Source organism: Paenibacillus polysaccharolyticus (genome assembly GCF_900102085.1).
GTDB classification, from domain to species: Bacteria; Bacillota; Bacilli; order Paenibacillales; family Paenibacillaceae; genus Paenibacillus; species Paenibacillus polysaccharolyticus.
In genome coordinates this window covers 153,602-169,932 of sequence record NZ_FMVM01000005.1, presented here as the reverse complement: position 1 = coordinate 169,932, position 16,331 = coordinate 153,602, and the positions used below count along the sequence as shown (strand labels likewise).

Annotated in this window: 10 protein-coding genes; 9 read left to right on the top strand and 1 reads right to left on the bottom strand. The window is 43.1% G+C overall.

Translation table 11 applies throughout. From position 1 onward, the window contains the following. The first annotated feature begins 1 nt into the window (after position 1). The 3 genes from BLQ13_RS08760 (at position 2) to BLQ13_RS08750 (ending at position 7,674) form a co-directional block, all read left to right on the top strand. Positions 2 to 5,692, top strand: coding sequence for a dockerin type I repeat-containing protein (locus tag BLQ13_RS08760; protein WP_090918197.1), 5,691 nt, complete (start codon positions 2 to 4; stop codon positions 5,690 to 5,692). Beyond that, positions 5,689 to 7,335 (top strand): S-layer homology domain-containing protein, encoded by a 1,647-nt coding sequence (locus BLQ13_RS08755; RefSeq protein ID WP_090918195.1) that lies wholly within the window; start codon positions 5,689 to 5,691, stop codon positions 7,333 to 7,335. The genes BLQ13_RS08760 and BLQ13_RS08755 overlap by 4 nt, the downstream gene beginning before the upstream one ends. Positions 7,336 to 7,437: 102 nt before the next feature. Further along, positions 7,438 to 7,674 carry a hypothetical protein gene (locus BLQ13_RS08750; protein ID WP_090918193.1) on the top strand — a complete coding sequence of 79 codons (237 nt, stop codon included), beginning with the start codon at positions 7,438 to 7,440 and terminating at the stop codon, positions 7,672 to 7,674. Positions 7,675 to 7,907: 233 nt separating this feature from the next. Here BLQ13_RS08750 and lacZ read toward each other — a convergent pair whose 3' ends face one another. Continuing rightward, positions 7,908 to 11,048, bottom strand: coding sequence for a beta-galactosidase, LacZ type (lacZ, locus tag BLQ13_RS08745; protein ID WP_090918192.1), 3,141 nt, complete (start codon positions 11,046 to 11,048; stop codon positions 7,908 to 7,910). 128 nt (positions 11,049 to 11,176) lie between these two features. Here lacZ and BLQ13_RS08740 point away from each other — a divergent pair, with 128 nt between their 5' ends. The 6 genes from BLQ13_RS08740 (at position 11,177) to rhaD (ending at position 16,249) form a co-directional block, all read left to right on the top strand. After that, positions 11,177 to 12,013: an AraC family transcriptional regulator gene (locus tag BLQ13_RS08740; RefSeq protein WP_090918190.1), complete on the top strand. Its 837-nt coding sequence runs from the start codon at positions 11,177 to 11,179 to the stop codon at positions 12,011 to 12,013. A gap of 348 nt (positions 12,014 to 12,361) precedes the next feature. After that, complete coding sequence (locus BLQ13_RS08735) at positions 12,362 to 13,324, top strand: helix-turn-helix domain-containing protein (RefSeq protein WP_090918188.1); 963 nt, start codon at positions 12,362 to 12,364, stop codon at positions 13,322 to 13,324. A 32-nt stretch (positions 13,325 to 13,356) separates the two neighbouring features. Continuing rightward, on the top strand, positions 13,357 to 13,845 hold the full coding sequence (locus BLQ13_RS08730; RefSeq protein WP_090918186.1) for a DinB family protein: 489 nt from the start codon (positions 13,357 to 13,359) through the stop codon (positions 13,843 to 13,845). Positions 13,846 to 14,030: 185 nt separating this feature from the next. Then, positions 14,031 to 14,312, top strand: coding sequence for a hypothetical protein (locus tag BLQ13_RS08725; protein ID WP_090918184.1), 282 nt, complete (start codon positions 14,031 to 14,033; stop codon positions 14,310 to 14,312). A 212-nt stretch (positions 14,313 to 14,524) separates the two neighbouring features. Continuing rightward, the gene (locus tag BLQ13_RS08720) at positions 14,525 to 15,064 is read left to right on the top strand and encodes a GNAT family N-acetyltransferase (RefSeq protein ID WP_090918182.1); all 540 of its coding nucleotides are present in this window, start codon (positions 14,525 to 14,527) and stop codon (positions 15,062 to 15,064) included. Positions 15,065 to 15,397: 333 nt separating this feature from the next. Beyond that, the gene (gene rhaD / locus BLQ13_RS08715; RefSeq protein WP_090918180.1) at positions 15,398 to 16,249 is read left to right on the top strand and encodes a rhamnulose-1-phosphate aldolase; all 852 of its coding nucleotides are present in this window, start codon (positions 15,398 to 15,400) and stop codon (positions 16,247 to 16,249) included. Positions 16,250 to 16,331 lie beyond the last annotated feature (82 nt).

The following is a 16,331-nucleotide window of genomic DNA, read 5'->3' as shown; positions in this document are numbered from 1 at the left end:
AATGATGGTTGATCGTCGATTAAAACGCGGCATAGCTGTATCCCTTATTCTAGCGATGCTATTCACTCTTGTAAGTTTCCCATTGAGTGCAGATGCAAGCAGTGCGAATTATTCAATTGCAAACGACTTTATGAAATATTCAATCAATTCAAAAACGGGTGGATTTTCGATTGAAACCGTGGATGGTCATCCACAAAAAGCTTTTGACAACAATATTCCGCTTCTCTATAAGGAAGATACGGCAAGAAGCAATGGAACATCATTTACTACCGTTCGTATCGATGGAAAAGATTATATTTTCGGTCAGGAATATGGATGGTTCGGAATAGATACCAAGCTTCATGAACCTGTTGTCTCTGAGCAAAATAGACTTTTGACGATTGCATGGGATATCAAGGGTTACACAATCACACAAAAGGTTTCCATTTCTACTGACCCTAATAACTCGCGGGTTGGAAACGTTGGTATTTCATATGATGTGGTCAATAATAATAGCCAAGCGGGAACGGTAGGTATTCGTCTCCTTCTAGATAATGCGCTTGGTTCAAATATCGATGCACCCCATGTCCTTGTGAACCCAAAACAACCGACCATCGTGGAAACAGAATACAGTGGTGAAAACCTGCCACAACAAATCAGATATGTGGATTCTCTTTCAGCTTCAGACAAAATGGCCTACGCCCTTTTGTCTGGTTGGAGTGGGAACAAAGATGTAAATGTGGATAAAGTTATTGTTGGACATTGGGTTAATCTTGCAAATACAAGATACGATTATACACCGAATCCTAACGTTGACTTTACGAACTATTCAAACAAATATTTAGTGCCTGATACGGCGACAGCATATTATTGGAATGAAAAACCGATTGAGGCAGGGGGAGTGAGAATTTCAGAATTGTTATATGGTGTGGGTAACTTTTCTGATCAAACACAAAAGAAAGAGGTAGCAATCGGGATCCAGACAGATAAAGTTCAAGTGAATAAAAGCAAAGATGGATATCTAAACGATGGTAAGTTTAAAGCAACAGTAACCATTGATAATAGTGTTACAGGAGCTAAAGAACTAATCGAACCGGTGGTTACCCTTACTCTCGATGAGGGACTTACTTTTACAGCGACGAATACAAGAGAATATACGGTAAGAATTTCTGGTGGATTAAACATTGGTACTGTATTTGACATTCCCGATCTAGAAATCATCGCAGAGAAACAATCCATGATTACAGCAAAGCGATTAATAGTTTCGTTAAACGCAACGGCAATTATGGATTCAAGCACACATAAACTGGTTGAGTATAGTGCGAATTCAAACATTTTAATTCCCGCAATTAAAGGGGAACTTCCTGATGTCTCCATGAAACATATTTTCCCTTCTGCAGTTTTTCATGAAGGAGACAAAAATATAACCGTTTCTGGAGATATGAACGAATTGAAACAAGCGATTACAGGAATTGATGGATGGGATCTTTATCTTGTCTCTGCATCAAACGGCGCAACTACGTTAATCGACAAAAGAAAAATAAGTTTTGTTGAAGATGGTCAAGCCCTTTCGTTCTCGACCAATGAAAATTTGCTCGTTGGAAAATATAACATTGAATTCAGATTTACAAATCAACAGTTAATCAGTGCGTTTAAAGAAAAGATTATTTCTACGACTCAATTAGATGTAACCAATAATCTGGCGGATAAAAGTGCAAGCTACGGTATTGTTTCACTAGTTCGATTAACAAACTCTTCTAATCATAGACAGTTATATGATTATGTTAATTTTGAAAACGAAGATGTAATGAAAAAATTCATCGAGGGTAACGTCACTAGAAATGGTATTGTTCATAACAATATAAAATATGAAGAAGATGAAACCGAAATTCTATTGACCGTTCGTGGGAAAGTCAGGTTAATGGGTACGGGTGTTAATCGATATTACTCTGCCAGTAAAGCCGATGGCGACATTACGATTAACAACATCTTGACGTATGATAGCAACACGCCACTTAAGATGACGGTTACGGACGCTGGCGCAAAATTAGAAGGCGATGGCACCATAAAAGTCATAAACTCTGTTAATGTATGGCATAATAAATGGTTTTATGAAGTTAAAAATGGAGTGAAATACAGCTTGGATGGTGAAGCTGTTTCCGAGGATGAGGCTAAAGCATTAGAACTGAAATTTGGAGATGCAGGTTCTATGCTACAAAATATTGCAGGATTTTTAATCAATATCAAGTACGGTGTCATGACTCAGGATAAGGAAGACTTTGGAATTAGCTTCGGCGGAAAGATTTCAATGCCTTTAAAAGCAGCAGATAAAAATAAAGGTGAAGAGCATTATGACTACAAGGGCTCCCTTACTGCCGAGATTAGTGATATCCGCTATGGTAGCAAAGATAAGAAAATCGGTTTTATTGGTGTTAATACGACACTAGCTGTAGCTCTGCCAGAAGATATACTAGGTCCATTAGTAGGAAATAAAGTAGGTGCTATGGCGGAAGTAACAATAGATACCATTGATGGAATCTATAAACTGGATTACGGAGTCGCTCTTACCATGCTAGAAGTAGAAGGCTCGCTGGCATTTAAAGAGGTTCCTATAAATAATGTTCCAAGTATCATGCTTGATGAACTTACATTCTTCTTAGCAAGTAATACGACGAAAGTTCCGATCGTTACGCCATATGTATTTATGACAGGGCTTGGTGGAGGTTTCGGAAATCTTGCAGAGACCATTTCCGGAACATCAGACGGTAAACTTCCACCCATCACACTTCATCTTCGAACAAGGTTATTAATAAATCTGGTTATTGTAGGTGACTTCAAGCTGGAGGCAAAACTATCCGGTCTTAGTCTTGAAGGTACGGGTCGGTTGGCAAAAGACGATGAAGGAAGATTACTTAATCTTGAAGCGGGAATGAATGTTCAGTGGATATCGCCATTTCAGCTAAATGCCTTTGGTAATATTAGTATTCATGCCGGGGCGGTTCGTGGTGGTATAACGATTAAAATTACTGAAGATTATTTCTATGGTTATGTATACGCAGGATTCTATATTCCAACTTCAGTCCCCATCATAGGGGGAAAGGAAATTGGAGGCGTTGAGGCAGCTGTTTCATCTGACTTTGTTGGTGCAAACATGAAAGTCATTGGCGTGAAATTTGGCTTTATCTATTATTGGGATGGCGATTTTAACTTTGGTAGTTCCATCAATCTCGCTTCTAGAGGAAAAGCTGTACACTATGTTCACTCGGAAGAACTGGATGCGAGCGGAAATCTTGTGCCTACCACTGCATTATATGGAACGAATATGAGAAGGCTCACGACAAAGGAAATAGTTAAAACTAGAGCTGGAGATGGCATTACAAAAGAAGTGATCCCGGCATCAAAAGATTCACTACTCTTTGAAATCCCACTTCGTGGCCATGTCAAACCTTCTGCATCTGAAATCATAGTCACTAATCCAGCGGGTAATAAATTGACAATGGTTGAAGACGATAACAAGGGAAATGGAAACTATCTTGTTCAATCGATGAATGGTAAAAATACGTTGTATATTTCAGTGATTGATCCAGCACTTATTGTTGGTGGTAACTGGTCCATTTCAGTGAAAACACCAAATGTGTATATTGACAATTTTGAAGTAAACAGTGTTGAAAATATCCCGGAGCTTACAGGTATTAAAACTACGCATAGTAATAATACGAGCCGTGAGCTTGATGTGTCTTGGACAACGGACGGGCAAAGTGCATATTCAGGAGCAGTTAATGTCTATGTCACCAAAGACCCATCCATTATGCAAACTATTGAATCAGATAACATGCAAGACACATCATCATTAATTAGTATTGGTAATCTTGAGCTGGATGAAATTAAATCAGGTTCTCATGTCTTTACACTTCCGGAGTCTTTCCCTGAAGGGAAGTATTATGTGGTTGCAATGCTTGTTAACCATCTGGGTGGAATGAGTAAGCAGATCACTGCATCTCCAATCACTTTTACCAATCCATTACTTCCACAAGAACCTAAATCAGTATCAGCGGAATACAGTGGAGATGGATACGTGAAAGTTAACATCAATGGAAGTGACCAAACTGCAACCCATTATTTTGTGGCGATTGAAGATGAGAACGGGGTTGAGATTGAGAATTCCTTTGGTCAGTTTCCTGTAGACAGCGAAATTAGGTTGAAACCATTAGAAGACCAAACCAACCTCCCTCTATTAAAGGAAGGCAAGAAGTATTTTATCAAAGTAAAATCCGTTAGAATTGTCGAGTCAGCACTTAATGCTACGGAATATTATAGCTCTACCAAGGTTGCATCATCGCAAAGCTTTGTTATGCCTGCCATGGGTAAACCTAAGCTTGTCAGTGTTGAAACCAATATCGACAAATCAAAAGAAAATTATTATTTAAGGACTGGACAATTAGAGGCAACGTACACGTTTGATCGACCGGTCAAAATGACATTGACCTTGAACAAGGAAAACAAGAACACGCCTGAAGAATTTAAGACGGTTTGGTCATTTGAAGAAAACCTTGAAGACGGTGAGAATTTGATTGACTTTACTGCAGTTAGTGAAAATCGAGACACCATTCAAGGTAGCAGATCATCAGGGGCAATAGGTGTTACTGTTGATACAAGTGCACCGATATTACTTTTAGGTGAAGAAGTAGAGCCAAGCCTTGATAAGGAGCCGGTTGATAATACAGTCAGCAATCAAGTTGTTTTTGTTAGTGCGGACTCAAGATATAGCTTCCATGGGCTAACAGAGGTATCTGCATCATTAACTTTAGATGGTAGTTCAGAAGGTATTGTGATCCATCCAGACGGGACATTTGTCGTTAATCGTAAGAGTTCAAGTCAAGAACCAAACGAAACTTTACAGCTTAAAGCAGTTGACAAAGCTGGAAACGAAACGGTTGTTCCCGTTTATCTTGTGAATCGTGAATTGTCAGAGTTTGAGAGTATTAAACTTATATCTGACCTTGAGAACTCGCAGAATCAACCTGATGTGATCGAACTTGGGATTGGCGGAAAAACAGTGCTTTCTGTTAAAGGTCTTCGTCAGGGTGGCGAATTGGACTTAAAAGAAGAAGATATTGTATGGGATGTTCTATATAATCAGAACATTATCAAGATTTCACAGGATGGTACCATTGAAGCTTTGGCTCCAGGCGAAACGGCAATCAAAGTTGGTTATAGACTTTCTGCTTTTGAAGATAAGAATGGAAAAATAGTCTATAAAGAACTGTCAGATGTAATCAACATTCGTGTGAAAGATCTTGGATATCGTTATGAAGTTCGGCAATCACAAGGATTCTCATTGTTCACCATTTATACGGAGATCAATATGGGTAAAGCAACAGTTGTGATTGACGGCAAGAAACAAACACTCTTGTATGACAATCTTAAAAAAGCATATATTGGTTCTTCAAGAGAACTTGTCACGGGTGAACAATTAACAGCCAATCTTGTTTTTGAACCAACATTAAAATCCCCTAATCTTCTTCGTGGAGATACGAATGGTAGTGGGGCTGTAGATCGAGCAGACGTTCTGGCGACGATAAAAGCGATATTAAATAATGTCTACAATGGCTTTAATTCTTCTGAAGACTGGATGAGATCTGATATAAACGGTGATGGTGTTGTTGATATTGTAGATGCACAACTCATACTAATGGAGGCACTGAGACGATGATGAAACATTTGAAAGTGATATTGTGCATGCTACTTCTGGTAGCTACTCTACCATCATACGTCTACGGGGCAGACGATGCTGCTGACCTTGGTTATCGTGTAGACATCACAGTAACTGACAGCTCAGGTTCTCCAAAATCTTCATTTGATGTTGGAGAGAACATATTTGTGAAACTAAGTCTTGCATATACTGGTGCGGGTAAAGCGCCGGTATATGGTTTTCAAGGAAAGCTACACTTTGATTCTTATGTTGTAAAAAACACGAGTGTCAATATGCAAAAAGACATTTCAATGAATTATTCCGATGGTGACATCAATTATGTATATCTCGATATGACTGCCAACGGTAAAGATGATGAAATCATGAAAAATATTGGAACTGCCGTCTTCCAAGCTAGAAATAACGGAACGTTCGATTTTTCTTTAAGTAACTTTCTCATCACGAATAAAGATGCAAGTCTGAGGGGAATTGAACCGTTTGAAGATGTACAAATTGTGGTCGGTTCTGGTGTAAAGGAAATCTCTAAGTCTGCACTATATGAAGACATTGAGGCTGCAAAAGCTTATCTTGCTTCAGTTACGATTGCGGATAATCCCAAAGTCATATATTATCCAGACTTTTGGTATACAACAAAATCCGCTCAAAATCTAAGAAGTGCGATCTCTAAGGCTGAGGCTGTTTTTGAGAATGAAAACGCGTTGGATACGGAAATTTCAAAAGCTATAGAGTTGCTTGAGATTGCATTTTCTAATTTTAAGAATTCGAAAATTGTAGGCCCGAAACGTTGGGTTATCACGGACGAGGATTCTAATGCTTCTAACGGTGGTTCTAATGCTTCTAGTGGTTCTGGGGGCCCTAAACATCAGCTTAACTATACGGTTAACGCTTCTGTAAAAGGTGGGAATGGTAAAATTGCTGATGGCTTCGAAAATCAAACGATTCGTGCAACAACCTCTGCCACGATCAGAGTGATTCCTGATGAAGGATTTGAAACAGAATATATCATTGTCAACGGCGAAAAATTCATAGGTCGTGACATTTATACCATTCCAGAGATTAGTCGTGATACAACTGTCGTTGTTACATTTGTAAGAAAGACTCCTTTTACAGATATAGCACATGACGATTGGTTCTATTTTTCTGCAAGATATGTTTATAATGCGGGGCTATTCACAGGAACTTCTGAAACTGAATTTTCACCCTCAAAGAACATGAGTCGTGCAATGCTTGCTACTGCACTATATCGTATGGACAATCAACCTAGTGTTAAATTTGCAGATGTGTTCTCAGACGTTCAAAGTGGTCGTTGGTATTCAAATCCTATTATTTGGGCAAACGAAAGCAAAATCGTTAACGGATATGGTAAGGGGATATTCGCTCCTAATGTTTCAATCACTCGTGAGCAAATTGCGGTTATGCTCTATCGATACGCAGAGAGTAAAGGGTTGAACCTTCAGAGCGAAATTTCAACTCTTAGCTTCAAAGATGCAGATAAAATTTCGGCCTTTGCCAAAGAGTCAATTCATTGGGCTGTGTCAAAGGGCATTATGAATGGTAATTCTGATCTGACTCTAAATCCTTCTGGTCTTGCAACCAGAGCAGAAGTTGCTACGATGATTCAAAGGTTCAAAGAATTAGAATAAATTGAACTAAAATTTTAAGTGCCTATAAACCAAACTGACATAGAGTTTTTCTTTGTCGGTTTGGTTTCTTCTGTTAATATGGATTTTGGAGGAGGGAATGAATTGAGAAAGGGTACAAAGTTCACATTATGGATTCTCGGCTTGATGCTGGCTGCTATTTTCATTAACTTTTATATGAATTTATATAGCTTTGCGTATGCATTAATTACTGTACTGTTGCTTGCCTTTACGGGATGGGGGTTTCTGGCCAAGTTAAAGAATGACGTTCGCCAGCATGAAGATCATCATAAACGAATGCATGATTCTGCGATGGATGATATGGATCGGTACACTAGGTAGGCTGAATCTTTGTCTTTTATTACTTCTATTAACGGTGACAGTATGTGGTGCAGATGATATCAAACACGTGAAAAGCAATCCCAAGTGAGTGCAATTCACTCATAGCATCTGATTCCCCTTATATTCCAATCATTATAATGTTCCTGCGACAAACTTCCAACATAGACTGTAAGACTCTAACCATGCAACCAAAAAAGCACTGCCGGCAGATCGCCAGCAGTGCTTGCTTGATGTTATACGGGTCTTACCGTGAACGTAAAATGATATGGACGATTGGCTTGCAGCGTATACTCTGGATGTGTACGGGCACTCCAGCTGTCGTCACCGCCAACACCCATCTGCATGTAGTTGATACGAGCGATGGTATGTGAGCTTGCCGGCAATTTGTAGACGTGGTCGTTCGCTTCCAGTTCTTCAGGCGACCATGGCAGTGCATTGATTTCAAACGGTGCGTTAGCTTCAAAATGCAACCCGATGCTGTCCTTTGCAGCATCTTCGCCTACAGCCGATGTAATCTCAGCAAAACGTACATCCGTTTTGTTACCACATTCCTGTGGTTTCAGGTAAGGAACAAATTGATCACGAACGGCTCCGGTGTAATAGCCAAGGCGTGCACTGGTCAGACGGTCGATATAGTTGTCATGCGGCCCTCTACCATACCATGAGATCGTATCCAGGCTGTCTTTTAATTCAAACAGCATACCGAACTCAGGAAGTTCAGGCAGACCTGCACCGGAGACGAGGGTTTGACTGATTTCAAGCTCGCTATTCGGCTTGATGAGATACGTGATGGACAGCGTACTTCCCGGACTGGCATCCCACGTATAATCTGTTGTCACATGACAGCCCTGCGCATCCGTATGATGTTCAAAACGAATCAACTTGTTCGTCGCATGAGCATCACGCCAGAAAGCGGCACGTTCATTCAGTTTGTTACCCAGATCGTTATCGGTCATCGCACGCCAGAAGTTCGCACGAGCAGGTGCCAGTAATTGCTCCTGAGAGTTAATCTGATAGGAAGTAAGTGCGCCAGTAACCGAACTGAAGCTTATGGAGACTTCACCCGCATTCACCTTCAATCCGCCATCTTGCAGTTCCTCCACTTGAAGCGCGTCACTTGCTCCCGCAACAGGTTGCTGAATTGCACGCAGACGAGGAGATACGACGAATTGCTCCCAACCAATCTCATGTCCTGCTTCTGCCCACTTCGTAGCTTTCTTGGTTTCCAGAGAGACAGTAAGAACAGCTTCTGTGTACAGGTCGGAAGATGGTGTGTAAGGGATATGGACTTCAACGGATTCGCCAGGCTGTGCAGCAATGTCCAGATGACCTTTTTCCACAGTTACTCCGTTATGGGACAACGTCCAGGCCAGTGCATATTCGTTCAGGTCTGTGAACAGGAAATGATTCGTGATGCGAACCAGTCCGGTTTGCAGATTGAGCGCCTGTATGCGAACGTTCTGATAACATTTTTTCACTTCTTCCAGCTTCGGCGTAACCGTTTTATCTGCCAAAATCAGTCCGTTACCGCAGAAGTTGCCGTCATGCGGCGACTCGCCAAAATCTCCACCGTAAGCGAGATATTCTATACCGTCTGCTGTCTTGGTACGAATGGATTGATCCACCCAATCCCAGATAAATGCCCCTTGTAAAATCTCATATTTATCAAACATTTCCCAGTACAGGTGCAGACCGCCACAGGAGTTGCCCATCGCATGGCTGTATTCACAGATGATATAAGGTTTTTTGTCCCCTTTCATCCGTGCATACTGTTCGATATCGTTCGGGCTGATATACATCGTGGATTCAATATCACTTGCCGAATCGGTAGGGCGGTAGTGATAAGTTCCTTCATAATGAACGAGTCTTGTTGGGTCGGCTTGTTTCAGATAGTCGTACATGGCGATAAAGTTATCGCCGCCAAACGATTCATTACCAAGCGACCAGATGATGATGGACGCATGGTTTTTGTCCCGCTGGAACATGGAGTTACAGCGATCAATGACGTTGTCGCGCCATTCCGGCTTGCTTGCCGGGATGTTGTCGTCGTTCATTTCTTTTTGCCCATAGTACCAAGTACCATGTGTCTCCAGATTCGTCTCGTCAATCACATACAGTCCGTATTCGTCACACAGCTCATACCAGAGCGTCTGGTTTGGATAGTGCGATGTGCGCACAGCATTAACGTTATAGGCTTTCATCAGCTCGATATCACGAATCATATCCTCACGGCCGATGGCCCGTCCTGAATCTGGCGAGAATTCGTGGCGATTGACACCCTTAAACACGATGCGTTTGCCGTTAATTTTCATCAAGCCGTCCTTGATCTCAAATCTGCGGAATCCGACACGGGTACGAACAGCCTCGACCGTTTCGCCCGAAGTATTCTGGATGGAAAGTACCAATGTGTACAGGTTAGGCGTTTCAGCACTCCACAAGAGCGGGTTCACAACTGAAGTAGAGAGGTGTAACGTTATTTCTTCTTCATTGGTAAAAGAAACCTCTGCCGCCAGCGGCTGATCTAGCACAAGCTTCTGCTCCGCATCATAGAGCTGCGCTTGAACCATCAAGCCGTCTACATGTTGTCCGGCGTTATGATTGAAAAGCTTCACATCCAGTTGTAGCTCTGCATTTTTAAAAGCATCATCGAGTTCCGTCCGAACGAAGAAATCAGCGATCTGAACCGGTGAAGGCGAGTGCAGATATACTCCGCGGAAAATCCCGCTGAGCCGCCAGAAATCTTGATTCTCCAGCCAGCTTGCATCACACCAGCGATAAACCTCAACCGCCAACTTGTTCTCACCTTCCGTCAAATATGCCGTGATATCAAACTCTGCAGGTGTGAAGGTATCCTCACTGTAACCAACAAGTTCTCCATTCACCCATACATAGAAGGCAGATTCAACACCTTCAAAGTGCAACAAGACCGGACGATCTTTCCAGTCCGCAGGGACTGTGAACGTGCGAATATAGGAACCGACAGGGTTATAGGTTGCTGGTGCAAAGGGCGGTTTTAACTCCGGCTCGCGTTCCACCCAAGGATACGTCATGTTCGTGTAATGAGGGTAATCATAGCCCTGCAACTGCCAGTTGGACGGGACAGCGATGTCATCCCAGTTGCTGGCATCGTAGCTGGTTTCGTAAAAAGAAGTAATGCGCTGTTCTGGCGTTTCAGCAAAGCTGAACTTCCATGAACCATTTAGCGTCTGATACCAGGGGGACGAGGTGAATTCATTGGACAAGGCTTCTTCTATAGTTGGAAACGCTACCATATTGGCATGGGCTGGCAGACGATTCACCTGAAACGTCTCGGGATTGTTGTTCCATTCCGGATATCCGTTAGCCGGAGGGGTGTGCACAAGTTTCTTTCGCATATCAGCAGCTCCTTTGATCATGTTATAATATATTCACAGTATAGAATTGATCAGGTACTTAGAAAATAAAGAATATTGCCCATATATATCACAATATGAAACTAAAGTTGGAGAGCGTGGTGTACCGCATGAATACACGAATTTTTTTTGGTAAAACAGACGAAGCCGCACGTCTGCCAGTCTATATGACGACCGTTGGGTATTGGGAACATCAATTTGAAACGGAGCGCCCGGAAGGCTTTCCCGATTACCAGATTCATCAGGTCATTCAGGGACAAGGCAGGCTGATTATAGAGGATGAAGAAGAATATATCGTTGGCCCAGGGGAGGTGTTTATCACCTACCCCGATATTCCGCATGAGTATAGGCCTATTACGGATCACTGGGAACTGGCGTGGGTATCCTTTCAGGGTCGAGAGGCAAGTCAGCTACTGGCCTATGCGGGAATCACCAGTTCAGGAGTATATAAGCTTAGAAAACCCGAACTACTGAACGCTTTGGAACTGTTGCTTGTAAGGGAGGAAGGCACGGGGGATGCGATGAATGCTGCCGATGATCGGGACAGTTCCAAACACCTGTATGCCTTGCTACTGGATCTGAAGCCTTTGCTCATTGTGTCGGACAACGATAACGACGAGATGGAACGGTTGAAACCCGTGCTACGTTACATTACAGAGCACCTGGATCAGCCTTTGTCGCTGAAGGAACTTGCGGATGTAGCTGTTGTATCTCCTCAATATCTATGTCGGTTGTTTCAAAAGGCACTTCGTGTCAGACCTGTGTTTTATGTCAACCAGGAACGAATCAATCGTAGCAAACAGCTGATGTTCAGTGAGCGGGAGCTCCGAATTTACGAAGTGGCTGACCGGGTAGGGTATGAAAATGCGAGTTACTTCTGTACGATATTTAAACGACATACGGGCATGAGTCCAGAGAAATTTCGCAAACTGCATGGTTTAGGCTGAAAAGACGAGTAATAGTGCCTAACTTATTTTTCTTCTGTTTTTCATCTGTCCTTCGTTCATTTTTTGATCTGTTCTTCATCTGGATTTCAGTTTCTCTTAAGGTTGAGGCATTAATATAAATCTTGTAAACCCCTTCTCGTGTTAAATAGATGTGTGACTGGCCCTGTTCGGATTGTCCTCCGAGCAGGGCACTTTTTTTATGTTTAGCTGAGCGATCATACTCATGATATGATGAGAGAGAAGAATGAGCATAATCATATAATGTGAACCAAGAGATATTGAGAGATACCGGGAGATACCGATTAGATGAGGCTCTTTTTCGCATAAAAGGGAAAGGCAGGGAAATGCATGGACGCTCGTCTGCACGCATTGTATCGTCCGGTACAGATGAATGGGATGGACCCCCGTACATACTACATAGAGAATAGTCCTTCCCCTGTGCTTACGCCTTATGTAGCCTGTTATTGGGAGTCAGGAACTCGGGAACATATGGAAGATGGCAAGTATGGCATAGATGGAATGGACATGGACATCAAGGTCAATGACTTAAGGCTGAAATTTCCGGCCTCTGCCCGGGTATTACCAGATGGTTGCACTGACATCCTGATCGATTATAATCCAGAGCAAGAAAGGTATACGTATAGCTATTGCGGCAATTACATGCAGCCTTTTGCTTTTCCGTTATCGTTGACAGCGCCTACTACGGGAGCATATACGTTTGGGGTTCGCTTTTTTCCCGGGGGAGCTCCTTTTTTACATGGTCAGTCACTGGATTTGTTTACAGACCGACGTATACCGCTGGAAGAATGCTGGCCAATTCGATGGGACGAGCTAAGGTTGAAGATGGAGGGAACGAGGAATTTTGCTCAGCGTGTGCAGGTGATGGAGTCTTACCTCCGCCGAGTGACCCTGCGCAGTAGCCCGATTCATCATCATGCTGATCAGGATTTGCTTCGTAATGTGCTCTACCGGATCTTCAAGGATAATGGCCGCTTGAGTATACAAGACCTTGCCCAGGGAGAAGCTGTCAGTGAACGTCAGTTGCATCGCAAAATGACCGAACAAGTGGGCATCAGTCCCAAGCGTTTTAGTGAAATTGTTCGTTTCCATCAGGTGCTGCATGGCATTCGCAAAGGCTTGGCTACGGACGGAGCTGAACTAGCACAGACGTATGGATTTTACGATCAGGCGCATCTGATTAGGCAATTCCGCAAGTTTTACGGTGATACACCGCTAGTTGCTGTTCAGGAGCAGCAACAGATGTTGTCCGAAAAGTACAATGATGCAGCCGTATCTTCCGTTATACTATGAATCATAGACTTATCACAAAGGAGTAATGAATCATGAATGGAACATTGCAAATTCGAGAGCATCTGTTAACGGAACTGGAAACAGGCGTACGCACAGGCGCTTCGTTAATTCGTCTAATTCGTCCGGAGGACTGGGCGTATCGTCCGCAGGACAATATGCGTTCCCTTGTGGAGCTGGTGCATCATTTTATTCAGATTACGGCTTCGGATCTTATCATCATGCAAGAGAAAGGTGAGGCTGAAGTAGGTCAAGTGGAGAACCGTTTATCTGGAAACCAGGATATTGAGCAACTGGAAAAGACATTATGGAGCAATTTCGAGGCGTACAAAGCATATATTACAAGTCTCAGCGAAGAGGACTTTTTGAACCGCTCTACCAAAGCTTTCTACGCAGAGCATGGACACCTACAGGTGCAGTGGCAGATCGAAACGCTCACACATGTGTTCCACCATCGCTCACAGCTCTATAATTACCTCAAACAACAAGGCCATGAATTGAACTTTTTTATGCTGTACGCATAGTTTGTTCTTGGACAAGCAGCTCTGCCGGATCATCCGGTGGGGCTTTTTTTGTATTTCGCGGGATACGTTATCTATTAAACTTGTATGTCAGCTATAAATGTACGTTCTACCAGGGTCAATTCACCGTGGCTTTACTAGATTTGAAACATAGAATACCGTATCAAAGCAAAAAGGAGGTGATTTTGATGGCCATCCTTTTACCATTACAGTTCTACAATCTGCCAGCGGGTGTGGGTAAATCCTACTATGAAAACCTGTCTGGCGGCACCAATGCAAGTGTTACGGTGAACAACAATGGACCGTTTCCGGTATCTCTCGTCATCACTCGTGTAAATGCTCCAGTTGTCACTTATATTGTTCCGGTGAACAGCAGTTTGAGCATTACCGCAAGTCAGGTGCTGGTCTTCGCTTTGCTGGCGAACCAGGGAGGTGCTGCTTCCGGTACGATTGAAGTTGCTTTGGCGTAATCTATCAGATGTTAGTAGAACGTATGAACCTCTGCCGACCGGGTCGGCAGGGGTTACTTTTTCATATTGAAGCCTTGTCGTAAACAGGGGAAGGCGTATCAAACTACATAAAATGTTGGGGCCCGAGAGTTTACTCTGAACCGTACACGATTAATGGAATAGTATAGACCGGACGTTGAGACTGTGCCTGGGATTCGGGAGGTTGATAGAATATGAACCGTAAGCAAACCAAAATATTGGAAACGCAGCGACTTGTATTTACGACATGGGACGAAGGTGATCGTGCCCTCGCGTTTGCGCTCTGGGGTGATCATGAGGTGACCCGTTGGGTTCGTGGCAACGAGGTTCTGAGCGAAGATGAAGTAGAGGCGAGGCTAACTCAGGAGATCGAGCGTGAGAAGCAGGAGGGAGTGCAGTACTGGCCCCTTTTTCAGAAAGATTCAGACGTGTTTATCGGTTGCTGTGGCCTCTGCCCTTATGATCCGGAGGAGAACATCTATGAGCTTGGTTTCCTGCTGACTCGGGATTACTGGGGACAAGGCTATGCGCAAGAAGCGGCGCAGGCTGTTGTTCGTTATGCTTTTGACAAATTAGAGGTAGCGACGCTGGTGGCAAGTCATCATCCGGATAATGAAGCGGCATGTCACATTTTGAGCCAACTGGGATTTGAGCAAATGCACGAACGACGGGATGAAGCAACAGGTGTGATGAAGCCTTTCTATAGATTACGGAAAAATAATACTGCCCGCTGATTAACGTTCTAGGGTATCTTATCTTGAGTCGTTTTCATGCATTTTTTATTTCGCGTTCAGCTTCTATTAAGGTGGGAAGGATATGATAACTCTTGTAAACCCCTTCTCGTGTTAAATAGATGTGTGACTGACCCTGCCGGGCGACGGCGGGGTATTTTTTTGCTTGTTTTCGACGTTTTACAATAAAATAAAGATAAACAAAAATAAATAAAATAATAATCTGTGTTTATTATTGACTAACAAACATAAACAAAGGTATAATGAATGTGAAAAAAGGAACTTAATTTGATCGTGACAGCCCCATTTTATACTTGAACATAGGAGAGGATAGAAATGAACGTGACCCTTCAGACCGAAAGACAGCAACCTGCCGGATTCAATATTCCATTTGTACGCGAGATGGCAGAGATTACGCAGCATATGTGGAAAAATGGATGGGATGAGCGTAATGGCGGTAATGTCAGCTATCTACTGAAAGAGGAAGAGGTTGCACCTTACATTGACATTCATCATGTGATCCGCACCATCACACCTGCCTTTTCCGTGCAAGAACTGGCGGGACAATATTTTATCGTTACGGCATCGGGCAAATATTTCAAAAACGTGCTGGCAGACCCGGAAGGCAATCTGGGTGTACTGCGTGTATCTGCGGATGGACAGGTGCTGGAGGTATTGTGGGGACTGAACGGTGGCGCGAACCCGACAAGTGAACTGCCGACCCATTTTATGAGCCATATTGAACGTTTGAAAAGAGACCCGAACCACCGGGTTGTCATGCACAACCACGCGACACATGTACTAGCCATGACCTTCATCCATGAACTGGACGAGGCCAAGTTTACCAAGACACTCTGGCAGATGTGCACCGAATGTGTGGTGGTATTTCCAGATGGCGTTGGGATCATCCCTTGGATGATGCCCGGTTCGAATGAAATCGGCCGCGCAACGGCGGAGAAAATGCAGGAGTATCACGCGGTCATCTGGCCGCAGCATGGCATTTTTGGAACAGGCACAACGATTGACGAAGCGTTTGGTCTGATTGAGACCATCGAGAAAGCAGCACAAGTGTACATGCTTGTTGCAGGTCACGATATCAGGCAGCGGATTACGGATGAGCAACTGCTTGCCCTTACAGAACAATTTGGTGTAACTCCTCGTCCCGGTATCATTCAAAATGAAGTGTAAACAAGCTCAATATGACAATTGTGTTATATGAAGCTAACCATATGAAATCGTGATCGTGGCCTTTGGTTCTTTGAACCGAAGG

Bases quoted from the DNA above. Each gene is read 5' to 3' on its own strand.
- BLQ13_RS08720 (WP_090918182.1), top strand. From the start codon at position 14,525: ATGAACCGTAAGCAAACCAAAATATTGGAAACGCAGCGACTTGTATTT.
- BLQ13_RS08755 (WP_090918195.1), top strand. From the start codon at position 5,689: ATGATGAAACATTTGAAAGTGATATTGTGCATGCTACTTCTGGTAGCT.
- BLQ13_RS08740 (WP_090918190.1), top strand. From the start codon at position 11,177: ATGAATACACGAATTTTTTTTGGTAAAACAGACGAAGCCGCACGTCTG.
- BLQ13_RS08730 (WP_090918186.1), top strand. From the start codon at position 13,357: ATGAATGGAACATTGCAAATTCGAGAGCATCTGTTAACGGAACTGGAA.
- lacZ (WP_090918192.1), bottom strand. From the start codon at position 11,048: ATGCGAAAGAAACTTGTGCACACCCCTCCGGCTAACGGATATCCGGAA.
- BLQ13_RS08760 (WP_090918197.1), top strand. From the start codon at position 2: ATGATGGTTGATCGTCGATTAAAACGCGGCATAGCTGTATCCCTTATT.
- rhaD (WP_090918180.1), top strand. From the start codon at position 15,398: ATGAACGTGACCCTTCAGACCGAAAGACAGCAACCTGCCGGATTCAAT.
- BLQ13_RS08725 (WP_090918184.1), top strand. From the start codon at position 14,031: ATGGCCATCCTTTTACCATTACAGTTCTACAATCTGCCAGCGGGTGTG.
- BLQ13_RS08735 (WP_090918188.1), top strand. From the start codon at position 12,362: ATGGACGCTCGTCTGCACGCATTGTATCGTCCGGTACAGATGAATGGG.